Here is a 23,689-nt window from a genome sequence, read left to right on the forward strand (position 1 = left end):
CATATCCCTTTAAAACACTTACAATCTAGGTAATAATATTACAAAAAGTGAAATCAGGCTGTTATTTCCTTGTTAAAATTCAATTTCAAATTCCTCTCATTGAAATTAATCACTAATTTCGAGCATTATTAAATCTGACAAATGATATAAAATTTTAAACAAATGAAAACATTTAAGTTTTTTTTGGCTTTAAGCCTGATTTTATTCCTAATGAATAACTTATCAGCTCAAAAGATCTATAATCCAGATGCTGATGCAGAAAAGGATATTACTGAGGCTGTTGCCAAAGCCAAAAAAGAAGGGAAGCATGTTTTAATTCAAGTTGGGGGAAATTGGTGTCCATGGTGTATTAAAATGCATAAATTTCTTCATAGTCAAGAAGAGATCCATAAGCTTTTAAATGATAACTACATATTCTTAGAGGTGAATTACAGCAAAGAAAATAAAAACAAGGAAGTTTTAAAAAAACTGGATTATCCTCAACGATTTGGTTTTCCTGTAATGCTGGTTTTAAATGCTAAAGGAGAGAGAATTCATACTCAAAACACAGGAAATTTAGAAAAAGATAAGAGTTACGATTTCGATAGAGTTAAATCATTTCTTTATAATTGGCGTCCAGAGGCCCTGAATCCAGAGAATTACAAATAAATCCTAAAATCTGTTAATAAATTAGACCAAGAACTCCGATTTAATTTGAATAAAGAAATAAATGTACTTTCTTTGTATCGGATTATAGGAAAATCTACAAAAAATAAAATACTAAAAAAGATATTATGACAATTTCAAAAGATAAAATGGTATCGGTTATTTACGAATTAAAAACTGATCCAGCTGGTGAAATCATTGAAAAAGCTGTAGCTGAAACTCCTCTTACATTCTTATGTGGAGCAGGTCAGATGCTTGAAAAATTCGAATCGAACCTTATGGGGCTAAAAGTAGGTGAGTCTTTCGAATTTAAATTGGAAACAGCTGAAGCTTACGGTGAAGCTTCTGAGCAAGCAGTAATCGACCTTCCAAAAAATATTTTTGAAGTAAACGGAGAGTTTGATGCAGAAATGATTAAAGAAGGAAATGTAGTTCCAATGCAGGATAGTTCAGGTCGTAGAATGAACGGTATTGTATTAGAGGTAGCGGATGCAACTGTTAAAATGGACTTTAACCACCCATTAGCAGGTGATGACTTGTATTTTAAAGGTGAAGTTATCGAAGTAAGAGATGCTACTGAAGAAGAAAAACAAGCAGTTTATGCACCTCAAGGTGGATGTGATAGCGGAAGCTGTAGTAGTGGTGGCTGCGGAAGCGGTTGCGGTTGCTAATAGTAGCTCGAAAAATATACAAAGCCCGAAAACCAATTGGTTTTCGGGCTTTGTTTTTTTATTTCATAAAACTACCTTTAAAGCTCATTAAAATAATTACTCTATGTGGAAAAGATTACCCCTTTATGTGAAAATACTTATAGGAATGGCTTTAGGTGTTGTTGCCGGAATGCTTGCTGTTTATTTTGATTTAACCAAATTTACAACAGATTGGGTAAAACCATGGGGTGCAATCTTTCTAAATCTTTTAAAACTAATAGCCGTTCCGTTAATATTTGTTTCACTAATTAAGGGGATTTCAAGTCTTTCAAATATTTCAAAACTCTCACGTATAGGGATAAAAACCATTTCACTTTATGTAATTTCTACGGTAATAGCAGTAAGTTTTGGACTTTTACTTGTAAATAATTTTAAACCTGGAAATACTTTCCCAGAGCACAAAAAAAATGAACTGCAGGAGAGGTTTGGGTCTGACATCAGCCTTAAAAAAAATCAAGCTGATCATATCAAGGAAGAATCTCCACTTCAGTTTTTGGTAGATGTGGTACCAGATAATTTCTTCAAAGCAGCCACTGATAATACCAAAATGCTCCAAATTATATTCTTTGCCATTTTATTTGGAATCGCGATGGTAATTTTGGAAGAAAAAAAGGTCAAAATAGTGAAAGATTTCTTCGATGGAATAGATGCTATTATTCTTAAAATCATTGATATCATCATGCTTTTTGCACCATATGGAGTATTTGCTCTGATTGCTGGATTAATAGTTGATTTTTCAGGAGATGCCGACCTTTTTGCAGCATTGGGATGGTATGCAGTAACAGTAATAGCAGGATTATTAATTATGGTTTTTTTAATATATCCTTTGTTCTTAAGGATATTCACTCCAATTAAGTATACTGACTTTTACAAATCCATCTCTCCGGCTCAATTATTAGCATTTTCAACCAGCTCGAGCGCCGCAACTCTGCCTGTAACGATGGAGTGTGTTGAAAACAAAATTGGGGTTTCAAATGAGGTCGCTAGTTTTGTTTTGCCTGTTGGAGTTACCATTAATATGGACGGTACTAGCTGTTATCAGGCAATTGCAGCGGTTTTTATTGCTCAGGTGTTTGGTGTAACATTGGATATCTACGATCAGCTTTTAATAGTTGTAACAGCCACCTTGGCTTCAATTGGAACTCCAGGTGTACCTGGTGGAAGCATTGTAATGCTAATCATTGTGCTCACATCAGTAGGTATTCCTATTGAAGGACTGGCATTAATACTTGGTATAGATAGACCTTTAGATATGCTTAGAACGGTTGTAAATGTAACCGGCGATGCCACAGTTTCGACAATTGTTGCCAAAACGGAAGGGAAATTAACTTATCCACCACAGATAATTGCAGAAAAAGTAAAATCTTAAAATACCCAAAATAGTAGGCTTTAAACTTATTTTTCTTGTTTAAGATTTTGTGAATTTCTCTGAACAAAAGTAAATCAAATTTGTTTCCTGATTAAACCATTAAAAAAAAGTGACATGAATATCAGGAATTATAAATTTAGTTTAGGATTATTTCTCCTAATGATCGCAGCAATAGTTAATGTTTCATGCGAAGATGATGATAATGACATGCCAAAGCCAATGCCAGCGAAAAAAAATATTGTTGACATTGTTGTAGGTAATGATAACTTCTCAATTTTAGCTGCCGCTCTTACAAAGGCAGACTTGGTAGAAACTTTAAATGCCAATGGACCTTTTACAGTATTCGGACCAACAAATGCTGCTTTTGAGCAATTGTTTATGGATTTGGGAGTTTCAGGTATTGATGAATTGAGTGCTGAAGCTTTAACTCCTATTCTTTTATATCATGTGCTGGGTATACAGGCAAAATCAACAGACTTAACTGATGGTTATGTGCAAACACTAAGTACATTTACTCCTGGTGATTTTCCGATTAATTTACTGGTTAGTCTTGATTCGGGCGTAAAATTAAATAATAGTGCCAATGTTACCAGCGCCGATGTTATGGCATCCAATGGCGTTATTCACATCATAGACGAGGTTCTTCTTCCTCCTGATGTTGTTGACATAGCTATCGCAAATGCTACATTCTCACATCTAGTAGATGCGGTTATTAAAGCCGATTTAGTGGATGCACTTAAAGGAGATGGGCCATTTACTATTTTTGCTCCAACTGATGCTGCTTTTGAAGCTTTATTTGCCGATTTGGGCATAAATGGAATCGAAGATTTGTCAGCAGAAGATCTTACCCCAATTCTTACCTATCACGTTGTTTCAGGAAATGTTCGAGCTGCGGATATTAGCACTGGTACAGTTTCAACTCTAAATGCCGAAGCTGATCTTAAAATAGATGCTGATGGTAGTGGAGTTATTATCAACGGATCTAGTAATGTTATTTCTACTGATGTACAAGGAACTAATGGGGTAATACATGTAATTGATAAAGTGTTAATTCCTGGCGCAGAAGAGGAAGTACAGTCGATAGCAGATATTGCAGTAGCAAATAGCGATTTTTCTAGCCTGGTAGCAGCTCTTGACAAAGCTGGTCTTGTAGAAACAATGGATGGAGAAGGTTCTTTTACAGTTTTTGCACCAACCAATCAGGCTTTTCAGGATTTATTTAACAACCTAGGTGTTTCAGGAATTGAGGATTTATCTGTTGAAACACTAACTCAAGTTCTACTTTATCATGTTTTAGGCAGTAAGGTAATGTCATCGGATATTAATCCAGGATATGTGGAAACACTTGCGACCAATAGTCCGGATATGGATCCTGTAATGTTACGATTAGACACAAGTGATGGAGTGAAATTAAATAAAGAAACTATGGTAACATCAGCAGATATTGAAGCATTTAACGGTGTTATTCACGTAATCGATAAGGTTTTATTACCTCCTAATGTAGTTGATATTGCAGTTGCTAACGATAACTTTGAGCATTTGGTAGCCGCAGTTGTTAAAGCTGATTTAGCTGGAACGTTAAGCGGAGATGGACCGTTTACAATCTTTGCTCCAACCGATGCGGCTTTCGAGGCGCTTTTTGAAGCTTTAGGCGTTGACGGAATTGACGACTTAAGTGCAGAAACTTTAACTCCAATTTTGCTTTACCATGTTGTTTCCGGTAATGTAAGATCAGATCAAGTATCAACAGGAATGGTAGAAACTTTAAATGAGGGTAGTAAGCTTAATATAGATACAAGTTCAGGAGTAAAAATTAATGGAGATACTGAGGTAACCGCAACGGATATTCAAGGAACTAATGGCGTAATTCATGTGATCGATAAGGTTTTATTGCCAGAATAATCTATATAATATACACTAAAACCTGCATGAAATGGCAGGTTTTAGTTTTTTTGATTAGATTTAATAATTATCAAAGGAGTAGATTTTAAATCTTCTCACCAACGAAAAAACATGAGTAAATATTCCATAAAAGACCTTGAAAAAATTACAGGAGTAAAAGCTCACACCATAAGAATATGGGAGAGAAGATATGGTATCATTCAACCAGAAAGAAGCAAGACCAATATTCGCTCTTATTCTGATAGTGATCTACGTAAACTGCTCAATATTTCAATGCTTAATTCATCGGGAATTAAGATTTCTCACCTTGCCAAGTTAAGTAGTATAGATCTTGAAGCTAAGATATTAGAATTATCAAGATCAAATAAAAGCATTGGATTTCATATTGAAAAACTTACCCTAGCAACGGTAAATTTTAATGAAGAATTGTTTGAGTCTATCTTATCTAAATGTGTACTCGAGAGTGGAATGGAATCTACCATTACAGAAGTCCTTTTTCCATTTTTCGAAAGGATAGGAGTGCTATGGCAAGTTGGTTCAGTCAGTCCAGCTCAGGAACACTTTATTTCAAATTTGATTAGACAAAAATTATTTGCTTCGATCGATTCTCTCTCAGGAAAGTCAGTGGAAGGTGCATCGAAAGTATTGATATACTTGAAGGAAGGTGAACTGCATGAAGTTGGGATTCTGTTCTACAATTATATACTAAGAAGAAATGGATTCAGTACACTTTATCTTGGACAAGATCTACCATTTAAAGATTTGGTAAGTGCTGTAAATGACTACAATCCCAATTACATCATCAGCTCTTTCATTTCGCCAATTAATGCAGAGGATATCAATGCTTACTTGCTAAATATGGAAAAATCATTCGAAGATAGAGAGGTACTCATTACTGGTTTACAATTAAAGCAAGATGGAATAGAGGTGCCCAAATCCATGAAATTGATTACATCTCCTCAAAAGTTTAAGGATTTACTCCAATTGAAATAAATAAAAGATCTTTTGGTCTTATTTAGAAGGAATAATATAAAATCCCTAAAAGCCTTACATTTAAAAGAATGTAGGCTTTTTTTATTTAGAATCAGAGGCTGTTATTAAAGTTCTGTTTAAGGATTGATTGATTTTTGTCTAATGTTTTTGTATATTTATTAGACAAAACAACAAGAGGTACAATCATGACAACAATAGAATTTAATAATACGATCGTTAATTTAGAAGAGCAACTTAGAGTTTATGCTTACAGATTAACTAACAACAGAGAAGATGCATTGGATTTATGCCAGGAAACTGTATTGAAAGCTTTCATATACAAAACAAAATTTAGCCATAACAACCTTAAAGCTTGGCTTTATACAATTATGAAGAACTTGTTTATAAATGCATATAGAAAGAAGTTAAAACAACGCGAGTGGATGGCTCATGAAACAAACAATAATCTTGGAAAGATAAATGTAAGTTTTGACAATCCTTATTCTACGCAAAATTACAAGGATATCATGAAGGAACTGGACAAATTGGAAGAATACTTACGTACACCTTTTAAAATGTTTTTAGAAGGATTCAAGTACCGTGAAATCGCTGAACATGCGAACTTACCAATTGGAACCATTAAAAGTAGAATATTCCAGGGACGAAAAATTTTAGCTGAACAATTAGCTGACTATTCTTAAGAGCTATCAAGTTTTATCCATTTTTAAATGATAAATTAATCCGGGTTTATTACCTTTGTTGGCGATCAGAGGGAAAAATCCCGATTTATTCATCAAAAATTATTAAGATGGCTAGTAGAAGACGCTTAAAAAAAGACATTGATTATCTTTGCTTTGAAGTTATTTCAGATTGTTATAACTACAATTACTTGCACGCAGAAAACAGAGAGCAAGTAATGGATATCATCAAGGATACTATTATTGCAAGAAATAATTTAATTGCAAGAGTTAACCATCCTGATGGAAAAGATAATCCTAAAATGGTAAAGGCATATTACAAGTCAATTTTTAACGACTTGATTAAGAATGTGGATGAATCATTTACCAGATTAAGCACCTTAATTAAGGAAAAGTAATTTCCAAAATTAGATATTTTAATAGCTTTGCATTTTGCAAAGCTTTTTTTATGCCTACAGAAGAAATCATTTACATTAAAGACATTGGTGAAATTGCGCTAAGAAATGATAAACGTTTCAAGAGGTTATCAATTCGCATGGCCCCAACAAAAGGAATTTGGATAAATGTTCCCAATGGTATTTCAATCAAAGAAGCCATAAAGTTCGCTGAAGAAAACAAGGCTTGGATTCTTCAAGCTAAACAAAAGAAAGATAACAAGGAAAGTCAGCAAACCATTTTTGATCAGCATACCAAATTTAAAACCAAATATCACGAGCTAAGAATAACTCAGGTAGCAACCAAGTCATATTCTTCGAAGCTCAACAATGGCGTACTTGAGGTTATGTATCCAGTAGGAATGGAAATTATTAATAAGGATTTACAAGAATTCATTAGAAAATCCATAATTGAAACTCTTAGGCGCGAAGCAAAATACTATTTGCCTAAAAGAATTGAATTTCTTGCAAAGCAACATGGATTTAAATACCGTTCCGTACAAATTAAGAACACTAGAAGCAGATGGGGATCTTGCTCTCATGATAATAAAATCAATTTGAGTTTGCATTTAATTCGCTTGCCCGAAGATTTATCAGATATGGTTATCCTTCATGAATTGTGTCATACTGTTGTTAAAAACCATTCCAGCCAATTTTGGGAGCTTTTAGCTAGTCATTGCCCTAATCTTACAGAAAAGAAAAATAGAATCAAAAAACACTCTATAAACATCATATAAATGAGTACAGAATTATATATCGTAATAGGACTATGCGTATTTGCCTTTCTTATAGGTAGTCGATTAAAAAAAGCACTTAAAGCACCACAAAGTAGATCGAAAAATCAAAAAAAGAAAAGTCAAGCTAAAAAGAAGGAATTATCGCCAAAGCAAATAAAACTCCGACGAATTTTTACAATCGCAATGTTGATTTTGGTTTTTGGACTTTTGATCTTCATGATTCCCGCTTTATCAAGAGATATCTTAACATCTAATGGAAGAATAAGCGAAAACCTTATTCTAAGGATTTTAATTGTAGGATTCTCTATTTATATTCTTTTTATAGGATATGTAAAGATAAGAAAGTCGAAATAGGCTTTCTTATCTTACAAATATTCTTTTTCTTCTAGATTTCGGCAGTGTGTTTTTTGCTATTTCTCCTTACATCTCCCTCAATTACTGAATGTTATTAGTGAATTTCACCTTATTTAAGCTCATTAGATTGTAATTTTTGTAAACAAGAAGACCATTTGATTGAAAAAATACAATTGTCGATACATTTTGAGCAATCGAGATCATTTTTCCCCACTTTATTTGTTCACAAGGTTAAATTAGTAATGTAAACTCGCATTTGATTTCAGAAAAATTATTAAAAAACAACATTTCACACTTGTAATTTATAATTGTAACCTATAATCTATGATTGTATATTGATCTGCATTTGACTTTTATTGTCTTTTGTATACTATAATCGTTCCTGTCGTAATCGCTTAATTTCTCGTTACAATTGTACTTAAATAAAATATACTTACAGTTTAAGATCTAGTAATCAGTATATTATAAAGTTTTACGCAACTATTACTTTAATCGTATAGTTTACAACACTATAAAACCAACCTAATTTTAGTAAATAATTGTAAATCTGAAAGATTATTATACTTATTATCAGTGGTTTATGTAGTTTGATTGATCTAATAGTACAATATGAACTTGATTGAATTCACATGTTTAGCGTTTATATTTGTTATATTTCAGCATGATACAGTTGTAAATAACATGTAATACACTATTAATGCGGTAGTTAACTTCACGTCTATGTGTATTTACTATATCAAACACTCTATTTGTTTAGATGATGATTCTGTGAATTCAATTTACTCTTACAAATCTAATAAAAGCCATATATGCGTAAACTAACGTTTTAATGGGCTTAGAAATGTAAATTACAATGGTAAATTAAGGATTGCTATTAGATAAGTCGCCGATTTACATTTATAAATTACAAAAGTAACGCTAATTCAAAATTTTCATTTGCTTTTTGTAAATTTAATTTTACCTTTGTATCGACAGACACAATTAACATCTGTAAAATATCAACCAATGAAAGATAGAATCGTTCAATTAATTAACAGTGAAGGCTTAACATCTTCTAAATTTGCTGATACAATTGGCGTGCAACGCTCTAGTATATCTCATATATTATCAGGTAGAAACAAACCAAGCCTTGATTTTGTACAAAAAATAAGACGTTCCTTCCCTCATGTCAACATTGATTGGATTATTTTTGGGGAAGGTGAAATGTACATGTCGCAAGAACCTTCTAAACTTTTCGAGAATGAGATAATTCAGTTTGAAAAGGAAGAAGAAGCACCTAATATTACTCCACAACCACCCAAATTAAAAAAGGAATCGTCTACAAAGCCTGTAAATCAGCCTGAATCCTTCTCTGAAATGAACGTATTCGTTCCTGGTAAACAAATAGAAAAGGTAGTTGTGTTTTATACTGATAAAACTTTTAGGGAATACAACCCTTCTTAAGCATTTTTTGAATTATCTTTGCCTGAATTTATTCTTAACAGATATAATATTGCTAGGCACCATGAAAAAATTAGTACAAGACTTTGAGGTACTACAAAGAAAAGAGCTGAACGATGATCATTTTGTGCTGGATGTAAGGGCCTTAGAGCCACTTCCTGAAATACGTCCAGGACAATTTGTAAACGTTTTGGTGAAAGATTCCAACACAACCTTCCTTAGAAGACCATTATCAATCCATTTTGTAGATTATGAGCGCAATACAATTAGCTTATACATCAAAAAAATTGGAGATGGTACCAAAAAATTGGGTGAACTTAAAGAAGGTGATTCATTAAACATTGTTTATCCATTGGGTAATCAATATTCCATTCCAAATAATGCCAATACCTTACTTGTTGGTGGTGGTTGTGGTGTAGCTCCTTTGCTATATCTTGCAAAACACTTAAAAGAAGCAGGTAATAAGGTAACTACACTTCTTGGTGTTAGATCGGAAAAAGATGCCGTAGAGCTTGATGCTTATAAAGAATACGGTGATATTCTGGTTACTACAGAAGATGGTTCTTTTGGTGAAAAAGGATACCCAACCCAACATTCTATTCTGGAAAAAGAGAAATTTGATTATGTATTTACATGTGGTCCAGAACCAATGATGAAGGCTGTTGCGGCTTATTCTGCACAAAAGAATATTCCATGCGAGGTGTCGCTTGAAAATAATATGGCATGTGGATTTGGAGCATGCTTATGCTGTGTAACTGAGACAACAGGAGGTAATAAATGTACTTGTACCGAAGGACCGGTATTCAATATAAACGATCTGAAATGGTAAATTTAGGAGTAAAACTTAAAGATCTTAGCTTAAAAAACCCAGTAATGACCGCTTCTGGAACCTTCGGGTTCGGTGAAGAGTTCGAAGATTTTATTGATTTAAGCAATTTAGGCGGTATTTTAGTAAAAGGTACCACCAGACACCATAGAGAAGGAAATCCTTACCCTAGAATGGCAGAAACGCCTTCAGGAATGCTAAATGCAGTAGGATTACAAAATAAAGGAGTTGAAAACTTCTGCAAGGAAATCTATCCACGAATTAAGCACTACGATACCAACATCTTAGTAAATGTTTCAGGATCAGCAATTGAAGATTATGTAGAAACAGCTGCTATGATTAACGATTTGGAACACATTCCAGCAATTGAGTTGAATATCTCCTGTCCTAACGTAAAGGAAGGTGGTATGGCTTTTGGAACCAGCTGTGCTTCGGCTGCTTCGGTGGTTAAAGCCGTTCGTGAAGTGTATAAAAAGCACTTAATGGTAAAACTATCGCCTAATGTTACTGATATTACTGAAATAGCCAAGGCAGTTGAAGCAGAAGGAGCTGATTCCGTATCATTAATCAACACATTACTGGGTATGGCAATTGATGCAGAAACCAGAAAACCTTTATTATCAACTGTTACTGGAGGTTTGTCTGGTCCAGCAGTTAAGCCAGTTGCCCTAAGAATGGTTTGGCAAGTATTTAATGCCGTTAATATTCCAATAGTTGGATTAGGAGGTATAATGAATGCCAAAGATGCCATTGAGTTTATTTTGGCTGGTGCAACAGCAATTCAGATAGGAACAGCAAATTTTATCGATCCACAGGTTACTGAAAAGGTAGTTGTGGGCATAGAAGACTATATGAAACGACACAACATTCAAGATATCAATGATTTAATTGGATCTTTGCAGATTCAGTAATTCAAACGCAATAATTAGAGAAATAATTCTTTAATTCGAATATAGTGAGTTTACAGATGTAATTACAAATGTAAACTCATTCTTTTTTTATAGAACTCAATACATATAAACTATTTATATATTTAATCTTTTTACACTATAATACAGTATGTTACAAGGACACGGTGACGACGGATACAAATATAAACAAGAAATAAAAGCCAATTTCAGTACCAACATATGGTATGGTGGCTATTCAGAGGAATTAAAACAACACCTAATTAACAATTGGAATACTATTGACTCCTATCCTGAAGCATCTGCCGAAAGTTTTATAAATGTATTAGCTAAAGATCTAAAGGTTGAATCCGACATGTTGTTGGCCGTAAATGGTGCAACTGAAGCTTTTTACTTAATTGCACAATGCTTTAATAACAGCAGTTCAACCGTAATTATACCTACATTTTCAGAATATGAAGATGCCTGTAAAATCAACAATCACAAACTGAATTTTATAAACTGGAAAGACTTGTCCTCTTCTTCCAGTTTCAATACTGATCTTATTTGGATCTGTAATCCGAATAATCCTACAGGCGATATTTTATTAAAAAAAGATCTGGATATTTTATTAAAGAATCATCCAAATTCGGTTTTTGTATTGGATGAAGCCTATATAGATTTCACTGATGCAATTTCATCTTCTATAGATTTAATCAAAAAATATCAAAATCTAATCATCGTTAAATCTCTCACAAAAAACTTCTCAATTCCCGGCCTGAGATTGGGATATTTGATCGCAAACAAGGTATTGGTACAGAAAATTGAATTCTACAAGGCTCCCTGGACGGTAAATTCACTCGCAATTGAGGCTGGAAAATACCTAATTCAGCACAAATCGGATGTTTTGCCTCCTGTAAAACACTATAAATCAAGCACGGAAAAATTCACTAAAAAATTAGCGGAAATTTCAGGCATTAAAATTCACCCAACAAAAACTTCCTATTTTTTGATCGAACTAGAAAAAGGAGACTCTACAGAGCTAAAAAATTATCTGGTTTCTGAATTTGGCATCCTGATTCGCGATGCTAAAAATTTTCGTGGCCTAAATTCTTCTTATATTCGCGTGGCAACATTAAATGAAGAAAAAAATCAGTTGCTAATTGATGCATTACAAAAATGGAGCAAATTAAATACATTATAATACCTCTTCTTATTGGATATGTTTTGGATCTAATTTTTGGAGATCCCAGGAAGTTACCTCACCCTATAGTTGGTTTTGGAAATTCAATTTCTATTCTGACCCAATGGTTGAACAAAGGAAAAAATAGATTGATTAAAGGTGCAATGATGTGTTTGTTTTTGGCATCATCAGTATTTGCTCTTTTTTACCTGTCGTCATATTTATTGCTACAGCTTAATGAATACGCGTACATTGTTTTTACATCGGTATTTGTATTTTATGGATTGGCCAACAAAAGCCTTCTGCAAGAAGGAATTGAAGTCTTTTACCATTTAAATAGCATGGGATTAGAAGCCGGACGTAAAAGACTATCCTGGATTGTTGGGCGAGATACATCCCAATTAACTGAGCAAGAGATTCGCTTGGCTGTATTCGAAACCTTATCAGAGAATTTATCAGATGGTGTTGTTGCTCCTCTCTTTTACTATGCAATTGGTGGAATTCCTGGCATGATGTGCTACAAAATGATTAACACCATGGATTCCATGATTGGATACAAAAATGACAAGTACATATTATTTGGTAGATTCGCAGCACGTTTGGATGATGTGGTTAATTTTATCCCAGCCAGAATTACTGCTTTTTTAATGACTTTTGTTACACTAAGTTATCGTGGTTTAAAATTCATATTTAAATATGGAAAAGCACACACAAGTCCAAATGCAGGATATCCTGAATCAGCATTGGCCGGAATTTTAAATTGTCGATTTGGCGGTCCCCATGATTATGGTGGAGTTAGCGTTGATAAACCTTATATTGGTGAGAATGATCGACCTTTGAAAAATGAGGAAATCAATAAAATCAGATACATAAACCATGCTGTATGTTTTGTTAGCATCCTAATTATTGTTGCATGCTATTTACCATGGAATAGCCTGTTTTAAAAAAGGGAAAAAATATTCTTGTCAGACTTATAAATTCGTAAATTCACCATAACAAATAATTCTTATATATAACACTTACATTTAGCTATGATTCATTTAATTACGGGAGGACAAAGATCTGGGAAAAGCGAATTCGCAGAAAAATTGATCTTAAGTAAAACTCCAAATCCTGTATATATGGCCACGTCACGGGTTTGGGATGATAATCATAGAAAAAGAATTGAAGCTCATAAAGCTCGCAGGGGATCTCAATGGATCAACATCGAAGAAGAAAAGTTCTTAAGTAAGCATGATGTAAGTAACAGGTTCATCTTGCTAGACTGTATCACCCTATGGCTCAATAATTTTTTCTTCGATAATGGAGAGGATGACGATAAAACAATTGCTCAGGCCAAAGAAGAGCTGGACAAAATATTCACTCAGGATTGTGATTGGATTATTGTAACGAATGAGTTAGGCTTGGGTGGTCATCCTGGTAATGAAATGGCAATGCGCTTTAATGACATCCAAGGAACCATTAATCAATATATTGCAGCTAAGGCTGATATTGTTAGCATGGTTATATCGGGAATTCCACTTGAAATAAAGAACACACTAAAATAAACCACTAACTAAACTAACATGAACAAACTCCTTACAATTGGAGCACTATTAATTGCTCTTTTATTTACTTCATTCTCTTGTAAAAGAGTTCCTACAAAAGCCGAGAAAAGAATTAAGGTTGGCGTATTCGATAAAAATGGAGATAGCCCATGGTGTATTGCCGATGCTGTTGAAGCTCTTAAAATTGATACAAAAATTGATTGCGAAGTAATTCGTGCAAGTCAGATTGTGTCTGATGAGATTCTTGATTTTGATGCAATTGTATTCCCTGGCGGAAGTGGCAGAAGCGAAACCATGAGTCTTGGAGAATCTGGTATTGAAAGGGTTGTTTCTTTGGTAAAAGATAAAGGCATAGCTGTTGTCGGTATTTGTGCCGGAGCATACATCATGACCAATACTCCAAACTATCCAAGTTTAAATCTTACTGGCTATAAAGCCATTGATATTGAGCATGATAATCGCGGACATGGCTTGGCAAAATTCTCTTTAACCAAAGAAGGTGAAAAAATCTTTCCTGAATTAAAAGATCGTGAAATTTCATTTTGCCAGTATTACGAAGGACCGGTTTTGGTTTCTGCTGAAGATGAAATCGAAGAAGGATCATTGGGAACCATGTTGTCTGATGTTCACACAGTTGAAGGATCACCTGCAAATATGACTAACAACAGACCATTTATAGTAGCCAACACCGTTGGAAAAGGAAAAGTGGCTTCATTTGTTGGTCACCCTGAATGTACTCCGGGAATGCGTTGGATGCTTCCTCGAATTGTTCGTTGGGCTACCAATAGAGAAATGGTGAAATATCCCAAATCAGTAGTTCGTCCAAATTTCTTCAAAGAGGAAATCATTTATACCAAAGAGATTCAGGATCTTCAATCAAAATACTACAATAACCTTTCAGGATCAAAAGAAGAGAAATTGGAAGCAATTGATAAGGTGGTTGAATTGGCTTGCTGGTCTTCGAAAAAATGGATTCCTGGTTTATTACGCGATAAAGATGCTGATGTAAGAAGCAAAGCGTCAATTGCATTGGTGAAATTAGAAAGAACAGATGCATTAGCGGATTTGGAAGTAGCCTTCGCTAATGAAACAAACGATGACTGTAAAATTCAGTTGAAAAAAAGCTTAACTGAATTAAAAAATATTCTTGGTAAAAATAGAAATTAACAGATGATTGAATTTAAAATTGATTCTTTATCAGATAACTTAAATAAAGAATTACAGGAGAAGATTGATACGAAAACCAAACCAATTGGTTCGTTAGGAATGTTGGAAAAAATTGCTTTCCAATTAGGGAAAATTCAAAATAGCCTGAATCCTGAGATTAACAATCCTAATGTGGTTGTATTTGCTGGAGATCATGGTATTGCTGATGATGGAGTTAGTTTTTATCCAAAATCTGTTAGCTACCAAATGCTATACAATTATATGGAAGGTGGTGCAGCATCAACTGTATTTGCAAAGCAACACGGTATCAAATTTAATGTAGTTGATGCGGGTGTTGATCATGATTTTGATCCAAGCCTTCCTATAATTAACAGAAAGTTGGCCTACGGTACTAAAAACTACCGATTGGAGCCAGCAATGACCAAAGAACAATGCCTTGAAGGAATTAAACGAGGTGCCAAAGTAATTGAAGAAATTCACCAAAAAGGTTGTAATTTCATTATTTTCGGTGAAAAAGGAATCGGAAATACTTCATCAGCTTCACTAATACTTAGCCTTTTAGGAGATATTTCTTTGGAGGAATGTGTTGGCAGAGGTACTGGATTAGATAAGGAAGGTGTAAAAAGTAAATTCGATCTTTTAAACGAAGGGCTTTTAAAATATAACAAATCCAATGATCCAATTGATGTGCTTACTCACTTCGGAGGATTTGAAATTGTGATGATTGTTGGGGCCATGTTAAAAGCCGCCGAACTTAAAATGACACTTTTAATTGATGGCTTCATCATTACATCGGCATTACTGGCTGCATTTAAAATCAACCCTAAAGTAAAGGATTACTGCTTATTTGCACACAAATCAAATGAACAGGCTCACATTAAAATGCTGAATATCATTGGTGGCGAACCAATTCTAGACATTGGCATGCGCTTGGGAGAAGCAACAGGAGCAATGGTTTGCTATCCTTTAATAAAGAGTGCAGCTCAATTCATGAACGAAATGGCTTCCTTTCAGGATGCAGGTGTTAGCGAAGCCTCATAAATATAAATGAATTATAGTATGATTAAAATTACCAACTTAAAATGTTTAGTTTCTCTCCTTCAAGGGGAGATCCCGACAGGGAGAGGGGTGCTTTTGGTCATTTTTTATTATTTCACCCTTTTGCCTATCGGCATTTTCCCTAAGAGGGAAAAAATTAATAGTTTAATTTATACACACTATGAATTTCGATATAAAAACTCCAAACAAAGAGTTGATAGAACAACTTCAACACAAAATTGATTTTAAAACCAAACCAATTGGTTCATTAGGAATGTTAGAACAGTTGGCTGTTAAAATAGGTTGTATTCAAAATACCTTATCTCCTGAATTAAATAAACCAACTATAATGGTTTTTGCTGGAGATCATGGGATTGCATTAGATGGCGTTAGCCCTTATCCGCAAGAGGTAACCTGGCAAATGGTTGCCAACTTTATGGCTGGTGGTGCTGCCATTAATGTATTTGGTCGTCAGAATGGCATTGATATTAAGATTGTTGATGCAGGTGTAAATTACGATTTCGATAAAGAGTGGAATGTAATTGATGCCAAAGTTGCTCATGGAACCAAATCATACCTTAATGATGCAGCCATGACTACAGAACAATTTCAGCTTGCCATTAAAAGAGGAGCAGATTTGGTAGAGCAAGCTCACAAAGATGGAACCAATATTATTGGATTTGGCGAAATGGGTATTGCAAACACCTCTTCTGCAGCCGTTTTATTGCATTTATTGGCTGATGTAGATTTAAAAGAGTGCGTTGGACGAGGTACTGGATGGGATGATGAAGGCTTAAAAAGAAAATATGAAATTTTGAAATCAGCCGTTGAGAACTATAAAGGTGACTCATCTATTGAAAATATATTCGCTCACTTCGGTGGATTTGAAATTGTAATGATTGCCGGTGCCATGTTAAAGGCAGCCGAATTGAAAATGATCATCACGGTAGATGGATTTATCATCACTTCAGCACTTTTGGCTGCATCTAAAATGAATCCTAAAGTATTGGAGTATTGTATTTTCACTCACAAATCGAACGAAAATGGCCACAAGCACATGCTAGCACATTTAAATGCCGATGCAATTTTAGATTTGGGCATGCGATTGGGCGAAGGAACTGGTGCTGCTGTAGCTTATCCTATTATCGAATCAGCGGTTAACTTCCTGAATCAGATGGCTAGTTTCGAAGATGCTGGCGTAAGCAATAGCGATAAAGTCGTTAGTGAATAATATCAGTTCTTAAGCATAGAAAAATATGAAACGCGAACTCAACATTTTCTTTACAGGTTTATCCTTTTTTACAAGAATTCCATTTCCAAAATGGGCTGATTTTAAAAAGGAATACCAGCACGAAGCCATTAAATATTTTCCTATTGCTGGCTTGCTAATTGGTGGTGTTGCGGCTTTAGTATTTTATTTGAGTAACTTGCTTTTACCTTTCAATTTGGCAGTGATATTGAGTATGGTAGCCACAGCATTGCTAACCGGAGCATTACACGAAGATGGTTTTATGGATGTTTGCGATGGATTTGGTGGTGGTTGGACCAAAGAAAGAATCCTTGAAATCATGAAGGATTCGTTAATTGGTGCATTTGGCGTTACCGGAATCATCTTCCTGATATTAACAAAATTTTATTGTCAGTTCTCCATATCTGCAAATCAATTGCCTTGGATTTTAATCGCTGCACACTCAACAACACGAATGGCAGCAGCTACTTTGGTAAACACACACCAATATGCAAGAGTTGAGAATTCTAAAGCCAAAGACTATTCACAAAAACTAAGCGTTGGTAATTTTATATTTATGATATTAACAGGAATTTTACCTTTGGCTCTTTTAGGTAATGCTAAATTTTTCCTGATTATAATTCCTGTATATCTTTGCAAGTTCTTATTAGGAAGATATTACAACAAGTGGATAAACGGATACACAGGCGATTGCATTGGAGCAACGCAACAAGTTTGCGAAATCGTCTTCTACCTATCTTATTTATCACTTTTAAACTATTAATATTACAAAATGGAAATCTATTTAATTCGTCATACCGCAGTAGCAGTAGAACAAGGAGTTTGCTACGGACAAAAAGATGTTGATTTGGCCGAAACATATCCTGAAGAGTTGGAAACTGTCAAGAAAAATCTTGATGGAGTGGAGTTTGATAAAATCTACACTAGTCCTCTTTCAAGAGCTAAAAAACTAGCCAACGATATTTATCCTGATCAAGCCCAGGAGGAAGCTAGACTAATGGAGTTGCACTTTGGGGATTGGGAAGGAAAAGTTTGGGACGAAATTAAAGATCCTTTCCTTGAGAAATGGATGGAAGATTTTGTAAACCTTAAATGCTCTAATGGTGAGTCGTTTGTAATGCTTCGCGATCGTGTATTAGAATTCTGGAATGAATTGAAAGCACAAGATCACAAAAAGGTTGCCGTGTTTACTCATGGCGGTGTGATTCGAACCATTCAGGCCATCGAAAAAAACATCAAGCTGGAAGATTCATTTAATATCGCAACACCAGCATTTGGCGAGGTAGTTGTAGTAAATGTATAAGCTTCTTTCGATAGTAAAAGCTTAAGCAGAACCTAATGGTTCTGCTTTTTTGTGCCATTTACTTGGCACCAACTAATTACACAAAATAAAAAGCACACTTCTCACTCATGCAAAGAGTGTAGTTTTTGGGTAAAATATGCTTTGCAAGCATGAGAAGCATATTTTTTTGTAAATCCACATACAATGCAAGCATGTACAAATCATTTTTTTCTAGTGAAACATACTTTGCATGCATGTGAAGTTTATTTTTTTTGCGTAAAACATACTTTGCATGCATGAAATATATATTCCTCTGTAATAAAATATACAGTGCAAGAGTGATATACACATTTTTTAATGATCGAACATGCATTGCAAGCTTGCAATGCAAATTTTCCTAAAACTAGAGTCCGATTTTCTACACAAATACCTATTTAAAAGGGGTAAAAACGATCAGATACATTCATTCCAAATTAACTTAGGGAAGCATCTCAAATTTGCCAGCAAAAAATAAAATAGTATTTTAGCAAACTGGAATTAACAATAATTCAACATGAAACAACTGTTTATTTCTTTGATTTGCTTGCTTTTAATGTGTATATCATGCACAGAACGTGTGGTATTCACGCATGAGAAGGTTACTCCGGAATATGCAGAAATCGGAAGCAAAGATGATGTACATGCCTTTACTGACAGCCTTATTACTCCTTATATCTATACCAAGGTAATTTCCTTAAGAAAGCTTCCTGTAAACGAGAAAAAGCAGAAGTTTATAGAAATGTTATTGCCTTCTGTTCTTCTTGCGCAACACAATTTAAATCAGAAAATAAAAAGAGTAGAACACATTGAAAACTGGCTAACACAACATCCCAATTACATCGAGAGCGATAGTATTTTCCTTTTTCAGTTGTTCGAGCAGTACAATTGCTCCGAAATATCCGAATTAAAGAAAAGATTGAAACCGCACCCTGCAAGCATCGTTCTTGGTCAAGCTGCTTTGGAATCAGGTTGGGGATCATCCAGATTCTTTCAGGAAGGAAATAATGTTTTTGGCATATGGTCCTACAACAAAGAAGAGAATAGAATTAAAGCATTGGTTGGAAGGGATTCTACACATATTTATGTACGCAAATATTCCAGTATAGAAGAATCGGTAGACGATTATTATCAGACCATTGCCAGGGTACGTGCATATAAGGAATTTAGATTGGAGAGATCAAATACCAATGATCCTAGTAAACTGGTGCCATTATTGTATCGATATTCGGAGATTGGAGAGGCTTACACGAAGAAACTCAATAGCCTAATAAAGAACAACAAGCTTACTCAATACGACAATTACACGATTGATGATAAGTACTTGCAAAAGGAAACCATTGAATTGGCTCAATTAAATAAATTTCCTCTAAACAGTATTTATTGAAGAATATTTTTGTGTTAATTTTATTTGATTTTTCTCTGAAATCGTTATTTTTAGGCTTGTTTTGATGAAAAAATATAAAATCAAATAATCATAAAATTCAAAGTATGAAAAAGTTAATTTTATTTATTGCAGTATGTTTTTGTGCAACAAGTTTATTTGCACAAACAGCCGAGGAATTCAAAAATACTGGTAATGATGCGTTAAGATCTAAAGATTACAAAACAGCGTTGACAAACTTGGAAAGTTATGTTGCTGCAATTGACACAGTTGATAAGCCAGTAGTTTATAACCTAGGTGTTGCTGCATACAAAACAAAAGATTACGCAAAATCTGAGAAATATTTCAATCAATCAATTGAAAATGATTATAAGAAATTTAATTCATATCAGTATTTATCAAATTCTTTGAAAAAGCAAAAGAAGAATGATGAAATGATTGCTACATTGAAGAAAGGTATTGAAGCTTGTCCTACAAAAAATAAGAAATTAAAAGCATCTTTGGCTAAAGAATACTTTGGCTCTGCACAAAAAGCAAATAATTTCGAAAAGTCTGAAGGCCTTTATAAAAAAGCTGCAGAGATTGAGTCTAAATATAAAGAAACTGCGCTTTTAGCATTGGGTCAGTTGTATTATAATAAAGGAGCTGAATTTTGGCCAGCAAATCAAGATAAAGCTAAATCATATTTTGAAAAATCAACAAATACATTAAATGATGTATTAAAAATGAATCCAGGAAGAAAAGAAGCTTCAGATTTAATTGCAACAATTAAAGGATTGGTGAAGTAATTTCTTAGAAATAATATAAATAAAAAGGGATACTCAAAATTGAGTATCCCTTTTTATTTTCTTTCGTATAGGAAATTGTATTTTCATGCCGTTCATGATGAGATTAAATTGCAAATACATTCAGAAAATTCTTTTCAAGGGCATTCTGCTCTTGGTAGTATGTATTTTGCCATTTTCATCCTATGCCAAAAGTGAATTGAAAGGTGAGTTCAATTTACACTCCGTAAACTTTGTTCAAAAATCTATTGATGTTAGTAAGTCTGATGAAACGCTTTATTTCTCTCTGAGAGCCTATTCTCTGCAAGGACTAAACAAAGTTGATATTTACTTCGAATCTCCATCGGGAAAGGAAATGATTCAAACCACTTGTGAGAATAAGAAAAAAACCAAAGTAGGAATGCTTTTGGGTAGAATTTTGTTTAAGAAAAAATCGGAAAGCGGTGAATGGAAAATAAGCAAAATTGTTTTAGTCGATTGGGAAGGCAATTGCCACACCTACGACAAAAAATTCCTGGCTGAAAATAAGTTTACTCACTCATTGTTGATTAAAAACAAAAGGTAGTTTTCCCATTCCTACATATTCAAGAAAAATTTCCGTTATTTATCACTAGTCTTAATTAATAGTAATTCAGTAAGATACTGATTTCATTACTGTTTTTAACTAATTCTCCACATTTCTTACGCTCTTTTATTAGCATCTTTGCAGCATACAAAATACTATTAACCGTGCATGTTGCACGAAGAAAAACAAACAAATGGCAAAGATTAGTTCTAAAGATGCTTTAAGATACCATGCCGAAGGACGTCCTGGTAAAATTGAGGTGATTCCAACAAAACCATACAGAACTCAACGAGATCTGGCTTTAGCCTATAGCCCTGGTGTTGCTGAACCATGTCTTGAAATTGAAAAAAACGCTGCAGATGCTTATCGTTACACAGGTAAAGGAAATCTTGTGGCAGTAATTTCTAACGGAACCGCAGTTCTAGGTTTAGGTAATATTGGAGCATTAGCCGGAAAACCGGTTATGGAAGGTAAAGGTCTGTTGTTTAAGATATTTGCAGATATAGATGTTTTCGACATCGAAGTTGATGCAACTGATGTTGATAAATTTGTTGAAACAGTAAAAGCAATTGCTCCAACCTTTGGAGGTATCAACCTTGAGGATATAAAAGCTCCTGAATGTTTCGAAATTGAAGAAAGATTAAAAAAGGAACTTGATATCCCTGTAATGCATGACGATCAGCATGGTACTGCTATTATTTCTGCTGCAGGTTTATTAAATGCATTAGAGCTTGGAAATAAGAAAATTGAAGATGTAAAAGTGGTGGTAAATGGAGCAGGAGCTGCTGCAATATCTTGTACCAAACTTTACATTTCATTAGGTGTAAAGCCTGAAAATGTAATCATGTGCGATAGTCGCGGTGTTATCAACACCAAACGCACCGACTTGAACAAGCAGAAAAAACAGTTCATGACAACTCAAGACGTTGATACTCTTGAACAAGCTTTGGTAGGTGCCGATGTATTTTTAGGTTTATCAGTTGGTGGAATCATGAGTAAAGAAATGGTTCTTTCAATGGCTGAAAATCCTGTTGTATTTGCATTGGCAAATCCTGATCCTGAAATTTCATACAATGATGCTTTCGATGCTCGTAAAGATGTCATTGTAGCAACGGGTCGTTCCGATTATCCTAATCAAATCAACAATGTATTAGGTTTCCCTTATATTTTCCGTGGAGCACTTGATGTTAGAGCTACAGCTATTAACGAAGAAATGAAAATCGCTTCGGTTCATGCCATTGCCAAATTGGCAAAAGAACCTGTTCCTGAGTCAGTACATACAGCTTACGATGAAGCCAATATTGTATTTGGCAGACATTATATTATCCCTAAAGCATTGGATCCTAGATTGGTTTCAAGTGTTTCCATTGCAGTTGCAAAAGCTGCTGTTGAATCAGGTGTTGCACAAAAAGAAATTACCGATTGGGATGCCTACGCTGAAGAGTTGAAGCAAAGGTTGGGAACTGAAAATGAGTTACTGAGAACAGTATTCAACAAAGCTAAAAGATTCCCAAAACGTGTTGTATTTGCCGAAGGTAATAACTTTAATGTTCTTAAAGCTGCACAAATTGCATTGCATGAAGGAATTGCAAAGCCAATTATTCTAGGTAATGCAGAAAATATCAAGCGCATTGTTCAAGAAAATGAATTGGATTTGACTGGCGCCGATATTATTGATGTTAGAAGTGAAGCTGAAAGAAATAGAAGAGATTGTTACGCCAATATTTTATGTGAGAAACGAGGACGTAAAGGTTTAACTCATAAGGAAGCAGCTGAGAAAATGTACGACCGAAATTATTTCGGTGCCATGATGGTTGAAAATGGCGATGCAGATGCATTTATTTCAGGATATGCAACCAGATATTTCGAAGCACTTAAAATTGCCAGCAAAGTTATTGGAATTGAAGAAGGAATGAAAACTCTTGTGGGAATGAACATTATCATGACCAAGAAAGGACCACTTTTCTTCTCCGATACAACGGTAAATTCAGAACCAACACCTGAATCATTGGTTGATACAACATTAAGTACAGCCAGAGCATTAAAAACATTCAATGTTGATCCGGTTATGGCCATGGTATCTTACTCAAACTTTGGTTCGGTAAGAAAAGGTAGTCCGGTAAGAGCCAATAAAGCAATTGAATATCTGCATGAAAATCATCCTGAATTGCCGGTTGATGGTGAAATGCAATTAAATTTTGCTCTTGATAAAAAGCTGAGAGATGAAACCTTTGCTTTTAACAAAATAAAAGGAAAAGATGTGAATACAATCATTTTCCCAAATCTTAGCTCCGGAAATATTGCTTACAAGCTAATGCAAGATCTTGGTGGTTTGGAAAATATTGGCCCTATTTTGTTGGGAACAGCAAAACCTTTCCATATAGTACCAATGGGATGTTCTGTCAGAGAAATCATTAACATGACGGCAATAGCAGTAGTTGATGCACAAGGATAAGCTGTAAAATTAACTCAGATATGA

The 23,689-nt window shown here is 34.4% G+C and carries 24 protein-coding genes; all 24 read left to right on the forward strand.

Translation table 11 applies throughout. The features are described from left to right. Nucleotides 1-162 precede the first annotated feature (162 nt). The 24 genes from ACKPCA_RS05550 (at nucleotide 163) to ACKPCA_RS19455 (ending at nucleotide 23,665) form a co-directional block, all read left to right on the forward strand. Nucleotides 163-648: a thioredoxin family protein gene (locus tag ACKPCA_RS05550; protein WP_321281833.1), complete on the forward strand. Its 486-nt coding sequence runs from the start codon at nucleotides 163-165 to the stop codon at nucleotides 646-648. Nucleotides 649-773: 125 nt separating this feature from the next. Continuing rightward, nucleotides 774-1,316 carry an FKBP-type peptidyl-prolyl cis-trans isomerase gene (locus ACKPCA_RS05555; RefSeq protein WP_054721214.1) on the forward strand — a complete coding sequence of 181 codons (543 nt, stop codon included), beginning with the start codon at nucleotides 774-776 and terminating at the stop codon, nucleotides 1,314-1,316. A 103-nt stretch (nucleotides 1,317-1,419) separates the two neighbouring features. Continuing rightward, nucleotides 1,420-2,724: a dicarboxylate/amino acid:cation symporter gene (locus ACKPCA_RS05560; RefSeq protein WP_321281834.1), complete on the forward strand. Its 1,305-nt coding sequence runs from the start codon at nucleotides 1,420-1,422 to the stop codon at nucleotides 2,722-2,724. A gap of 114 nt (nucleotides 2,725-2,838) precedes the next feature. Beyond that, nucleotides 2,839-4,626: a fasciclin domain-containing protein gene (locus tag ACKPCA_RS05565; protein WP_321281835.1), complete on the forward strand. Its 1,788-nt coding sequence runs from the start codon at nucleotides 2,839-2,841 to the stop codon at nucleotides 4,624-4,626. Between the two features lie 111 nt (nucleotides 4,627-4,737). Then, the gene (locus tag ACKPCA_RS05570) at nucleotides 4,738-5,619 is read left to right on the forward strand and encodes a MerR family transcriptional regulator (RefSeq protein ID WP_321281836.1); all 882 of its coding nucleotides are present in this window, start codon (nucleotides 4,738-4,740) and stop codon (nucleotides 5,617-5,619) included. Between the two features lie 185 nt (nucleotides 5,620-5,804). Then, nucleotides 5,805-6,299 (forward strand): RNA polymerase sigma factor, encoded by a 495-nt coding sequence (locus ACKPCA_RS05575; protein ID WP_054721218.1) that lies wholly within the window; start codon nucleotides 5,805-5,807, stop codon nucleotides 6,297-6,299. A gap of 107 nt (nucleotides 6,300-6,406) precedes the next feature. Beyond that, nucleotides 6,407-6,694 carry a hypothetical protein gene (locus tag ACKPCA_RS05580; RefSeq protein ID WP_321281837.1) on the forward strand — a complete coding sequence of 96 codons (288 nt, stop codon included), beginning with the start codon at nucleotides 6,407-6,409 and terminating at the stop codon, nucleotides 6,692-6,694. 50 nt (nucleotides 6,695-6,744) lie between these two features. Then, complete coding sequence (locus ACKPCA_RS05585) at nucleotides 6,745-7,467, forward strand: M48 family metallopeptidase (RefSeq protein ID WP_054721220.1); 723 nt, start codon at nucleotides 6,745-6,747, stop codon at nucleotides 7,465-7,467. Then, nucleotides 7,468-7,821, forward strand: coding sequence for a hypothetical protein (locus tag ACKPCA_RS05590; RefSeq protein ID WP_054721221.1), 354 nt, complete (start codon nucleotides 7,468-7,470; stop codon nucleotides 7,819-7,821). A 1,005-nt stretch (nucleotides 7,822-8,826) separates the two neighbouring features. Further along, complete coding sequence (locus tag ACKPCA_RS05595; protein WP_321281838.1) at nucleotides 8,827-9,264, forward strand: helix-turn-helix transcriptional regulator; 438 nt, start codon at nucleotides 8,827-8,829, stop codon at nucleotides 9,262-9,264. 61 nt (nucleotides 9,265-9,325) lie between these two features. Continuing rightward, nucleotides 9,326-10,090: a dihydroorotate dehydrogenase electron transfer subunit gene (locus ACKPCA_RS05600; RefSeq protein ID WP_321281839.1), complete on the forward strand. Its 765-nt coding sequence runs from the start codon at nucleotides 9,326-9,328 to the stop codon at nucleotides 10,088-10,090. Continuing rightward, nucleotides 10,084-10,998, forward strand: coding sequence for a dihydroorotate dehydrogenase (locus ACKPCA_RS05605; RefSeq protein WP_321281840.1), 915 nt, complete (start codon nucleotides 10,084-10,086; stop codon nucleotides 10,996-10,998). The genes ACKPCA_RS05600 and ACKPCA_RS05605 overlap by 7 nt, the downstream gene beginning before the upstream one ends. A 148-nt stretch (nucleotides 10,999-11,146) precedes the next feature. Beyond that, nucleotides 11,147-12,178, forward strand: coding sequence for a pyridoxal phosphate-dependent aminotransferase (locus ACKPCA_RS05610; protein WP_321281841.1), 1,032 nt, complete (start codon nucleotides 11,147-11,149; stop codon nucleotides 12,176-12,178). Further along, nucleotides 12,154-13,101, forward strand: a complete 948-nt coding sequence (gene cbiB / locus ACKPCA_RS05615; protein WP_321281842.1) for an adenosylcobinamide-phosphate synthase CbiB — start codon at nucleotides 12,154-12,156, stop codon at nucleotides 13,099-13,101. The genes ACKPCA_RS05610 and cbiB overlap by 25 nt, the downstream gene beginning before the upstream one ends. Before the next feature lie 87 nt (nucleotides 13,102-13,188). Next, on the forward strand, nucleotides 13,189-13,704 hold the full coding sequence (locus ACKPCA_RS05620) for a bifunctional adenosylcobinamide kinase/adenosylcobinamide-phosphate guanylyltransferase (RefSeq protein WP_321281843.1): 516 nt from the start codon (nucleotides 13,189-13,191) through the stop codon (nucleotides 13,702-13,704). An 18-nt stretch (nucleotides 13,705-13,722) separates the two neighbouring features. Next, nucleotides 13,723-14,871, forward strand: a complete 1,149-nt coding sequence (locus tag ACKPCA_RS05625; RefSeq protein ID WP_321281844.1) for a BPL-N domain-containing protein — start codon at nucleotides 13,723-13,725, stop codon at nucleotides 14,869-14,871. A 3-nt stretch (nucleotides 14,872-14,874) separates the two neighbouring features. Beyond that, entirely contained in the window at nucleotides 14,875-15,912 is a 1,038-nt protein-coding gene (cobT, locus tag ACKPCA_RS05630; protein WP_321281845.1) for a nicotinate-nucleotide--dimethylbenzimidazole phosphoribosyltransferase, read from the forward strand. A 178-nt stretch (nucleotides 15,913-16,090) separates the two neighbouring features. Next, nucleotides 16,091-17,140, forward strand: a complete 1,050-nt coding sequence (cobT, locus tag ACKPCA_RS05635) for a nicotinate-nucleotide--dimethylbenzimidazole phosphoribosyltransferase (protein ID WP_321281846.1) — start codon at nucleotides 16,091-16,093, stop codon at nucleotides 17,138-17,140. A 25-nt stretch (nucleotides 17,141-17,165) separates the two neighbouring features. Continuing rightward, on the forward strand, nucleotides 17,166-17,921 hold the full coding sequence (locus ACKPCA_RS05640) for an adenosylcobinamide-GDP ribazoletransferase (RefSeq protein WP_321281847.1): 756 nt from the start codon (nucleotides 17,166-17,168) through the stop codon (nucleotides 17,919-17,921). A gap of 9 nt (nucleotides 17,922-17,930) precedes the next feature. Continuing rightward, nucleotides 17,931-18,461 (forward strand): alpha-ribazole phosphatase, encoded by a 531-nt coding sequence (gene cobC, locus ACKPCA_RS05645; RefSeq protein ID WP_321281848.1) that lies wholly within the window; start codon nucleotides 17,931-17,933, stop codon nucleotides 18,459-18,461. 532 nt (nucleotides 18,462-18,993) lie between these two features. After that, nucleotides 18,994-19,863 (forward strand): glucosaminidase domain-containing protein, encoded by an 870-nt coding sequence (locus tag ACKPCA_RS05650; protein ID WP_321281849.1) that lies wholly within the window; start codon nucleotides 18,994-18,996, stop codon nucleotides 19,861-19,863. Between the two features lie 104 nt (nucleotides 19,864-19,967). Then, entirely contained in the window at nucleotides 19,968-20,648 is a 681-nt protein-coding gene (locus ACKPCA_RS05655; protein ID WP_321281850.1) for a tetratricopeptide repeat protein, read from the forward strand. 97 nt (nucleotides 20,649-20,745) lie between these two features. Continuing rightward, nucleotides 20,746-21,210: a hypothetical protein gene (locus tag ACKPCA_RS05660; protein WP_321281851.1), complete on the forward strand. Its 465-nt coding sequence runs from the start codon at nucleotides 20,746-20,748 to the stop codon at nucleotides 21,208-21,210. A gap of 193 nt (nucleotides 21,211-21,403) precedes the next feature. Next, a complete protein-coding gene (locus ACKPCA_RS19455) occupies nucleotides 21,404-23,665 on the forward strand; it encodes an NADP-dependent malic enzyme (protein ID WP_321281852.1) in 2,262 nt (753 codons plus the stop codon). Nucleotides 23,666-23,689: the final 24 nt, after the last annotated feature.

The sequence above is a fragment of the Marinifilum fragile genome, assembly GCF_963677365.1.
Classification (GTDB): domain Bacteria; phylum Bacteroidota; class Bacteroidia; order Bacteroidales; family Marinifilaceae; genus Marinifilum; species Marinifilum fragile.

What these genes read in the sequence shown, in the direction of transcription:
- ACKPCA_RS05550 (WP_321281833.1), top strand. Translation starts at nt 163, where the DNA reads ATGAAAACATTTAAGTTTTTTTTGGCTTTAAGCCTGATTTTATTCCTA.
- ACKPCA_RS05555 (WP_054721214.1), top strand. Translation starts at nt 774, where the DNA reads ATGACAATTTCAAAAGATAAAATGGTATCGGTTATTTACGAATTAAAA.
- ACKPCA_RS05560 (WP_321281834.1), top strand. Translation starts at nt 1,420, where the DNA reads ATGTGGAAAAGATTACCCCTTTATGTGAAAATACTTATAGGAATGGCT.
- ACKPCA_RS05565 (WP_321281835.1), top strand. Translation starts at nt 2,839, where the DNA reads ATGAATATCAGGAATTATAAATTTAGTTTAGGATTATTTCTCCTAATG.
- ACKPCA_RS05570 (WP_321281836.1), top strand. Translation starts at nt 4,738, where the DNA reads ATGAGTAAATATTCCATAAAAGACCTTGAAAAAATTACAGGAGTAAAA.
- ACKPCA_RS05575 (WP_054721218.1), top strand. Translation starts at nt 5,805, where the DNA reads ATGACAACAATAGAATTTAATAATACGATCGTTAATTTAGAAGAGCAA.
- ACKPCA_RS05580 (WP_321281837.1), top strand. Translation starts at nt 6,407, where the DNA reads ATGGCTAGTAGAAGACGCTTAAAAAAAGACATTGATTATCTTTGCTTT.
- ACKPCA_RS05585 (WP_054721220.1), top strand. Translation starts at nt 6,745, where the DNA reads ATGCCTACAGAAGAAATCATTTACATTAAAGACATTGGTGAAATTGCG.
- ACKPCA_RS05590 (WP_054721221.1), top strand. Translation starts at nt 7,468, where the DNA reads ATGAGTACAGAATTATATATCGTAATAGGACTATGCGTATTTGCCTTT.
- ACKPCA_RS05595 (WP_321281838.1), top strand. Translation starts at nt 8,827, where the DNA reads ATGAAAGATAGAATCGTTCAATTAATTAACAGTGAAGGCTTAACATCT.
- ACKPCA_RS05600 (WP_321281839.1), top strand. Translation starts at nt 9,326, where the DNA reads ATGAAAAAATTAGTACAAGACTTTGAGGTACTACAAAGAAAAGAGCTG.
- ACKPCA_RS05605 (WP_321281840.1), top strand. Translation starts at nt 10,084, where the DNA reads ATGGTAAATTTAGGAGTAAAACTTAAAGATCTTAGCTTAAAAAACCCA.
- ACKPCA_RS05610 (WP_321281841.1), top strand. Translation starts at nt 11,147, where the DNA reads ATGTTACAAGGACACGGTGACGACGGATACAAATATAAACAAGAAATA.
- cbiB (WP_321281842.1), top strand. Translation starts at nt 12,154, where the DNA reads ATGGAGCAAATTAAATACATTATAATACCTCTTCTTATTGGATATGTT.
- ACKPCA_RS05620 (WP_321281843.1), top strand. Translation starts at nt 13,189, where the DNA reads ATGATTCATTTAATTACGGGAGGACAAAGATCTGGGAAAAGCGAATTC.
- ACKPCA_RS05625 (WP_321281844.1), top strand. Translation starts at nt 13,723, where the DNA reads ATGAACAAACTCCTTACAATTGGAGCACTATTAATTGCTCTTTTATTT.
- cobT (WP_321281845.1), top strand. Translation starts at nt 14,875, where the DNA reads ATGATTGAATTTAAAATTGATTCTTTATCAGATAACTTAAATAAAGAA.
- cobT (WP_321281846.1), top strand. Translation starts at nt 16,091, where the DNA reads ATGAATTTCGATATAAAAACTCCAAACAAAGAGTTGATAGAACAACTT.
- ACKPCA_RS05640 (WP_321281847.1), top strand. Translation starts at nt 17,166, where the DNA reads ATGAAACGCGAACTCAACATTTTCTTTACAGGTTTATCCTTTTTTACA.
- cobC (WP_321281848.1), top strand. Translation starts at nt 17,931, where the DNA reads ATGGAAATCTATTTAATTCGTCATACCGCAGTAGCAGTAGAACAAGGA.
- ACKPCA_RS05650 (WP_321281849.1), top strand. Translation starts at nt 18,994, where the DNA reads ATGAAACAACTGTTTATTTCTTTGATTTGCTTGCTTTTAATGTGTATA.
- ACKPCA_RS05655 (WP_321281850.1), top strand. Translation starts at nt 19,968, where the DNA reads ATGAAAAAGTTAATTTTATTTATTGCAGTATGTTTTTGTGCAACAAGT.
- ACKPCA_RS05660 (WP_321281851.1), top strand. Translation starts at nt 20,746, where the DNA reads ATGAGATTAAATTGCAAATACATTCAGAAAATTCTTTTCAAGGGCATT.
- ACKPCA_RS19455 (WP_321281852.1), top strand. Translation starts at nt 21,404, where the DNA reads ATGGCAAAGATTAGTTCTAAAGATGCTTTAAGATACCATGCCGAAGGA.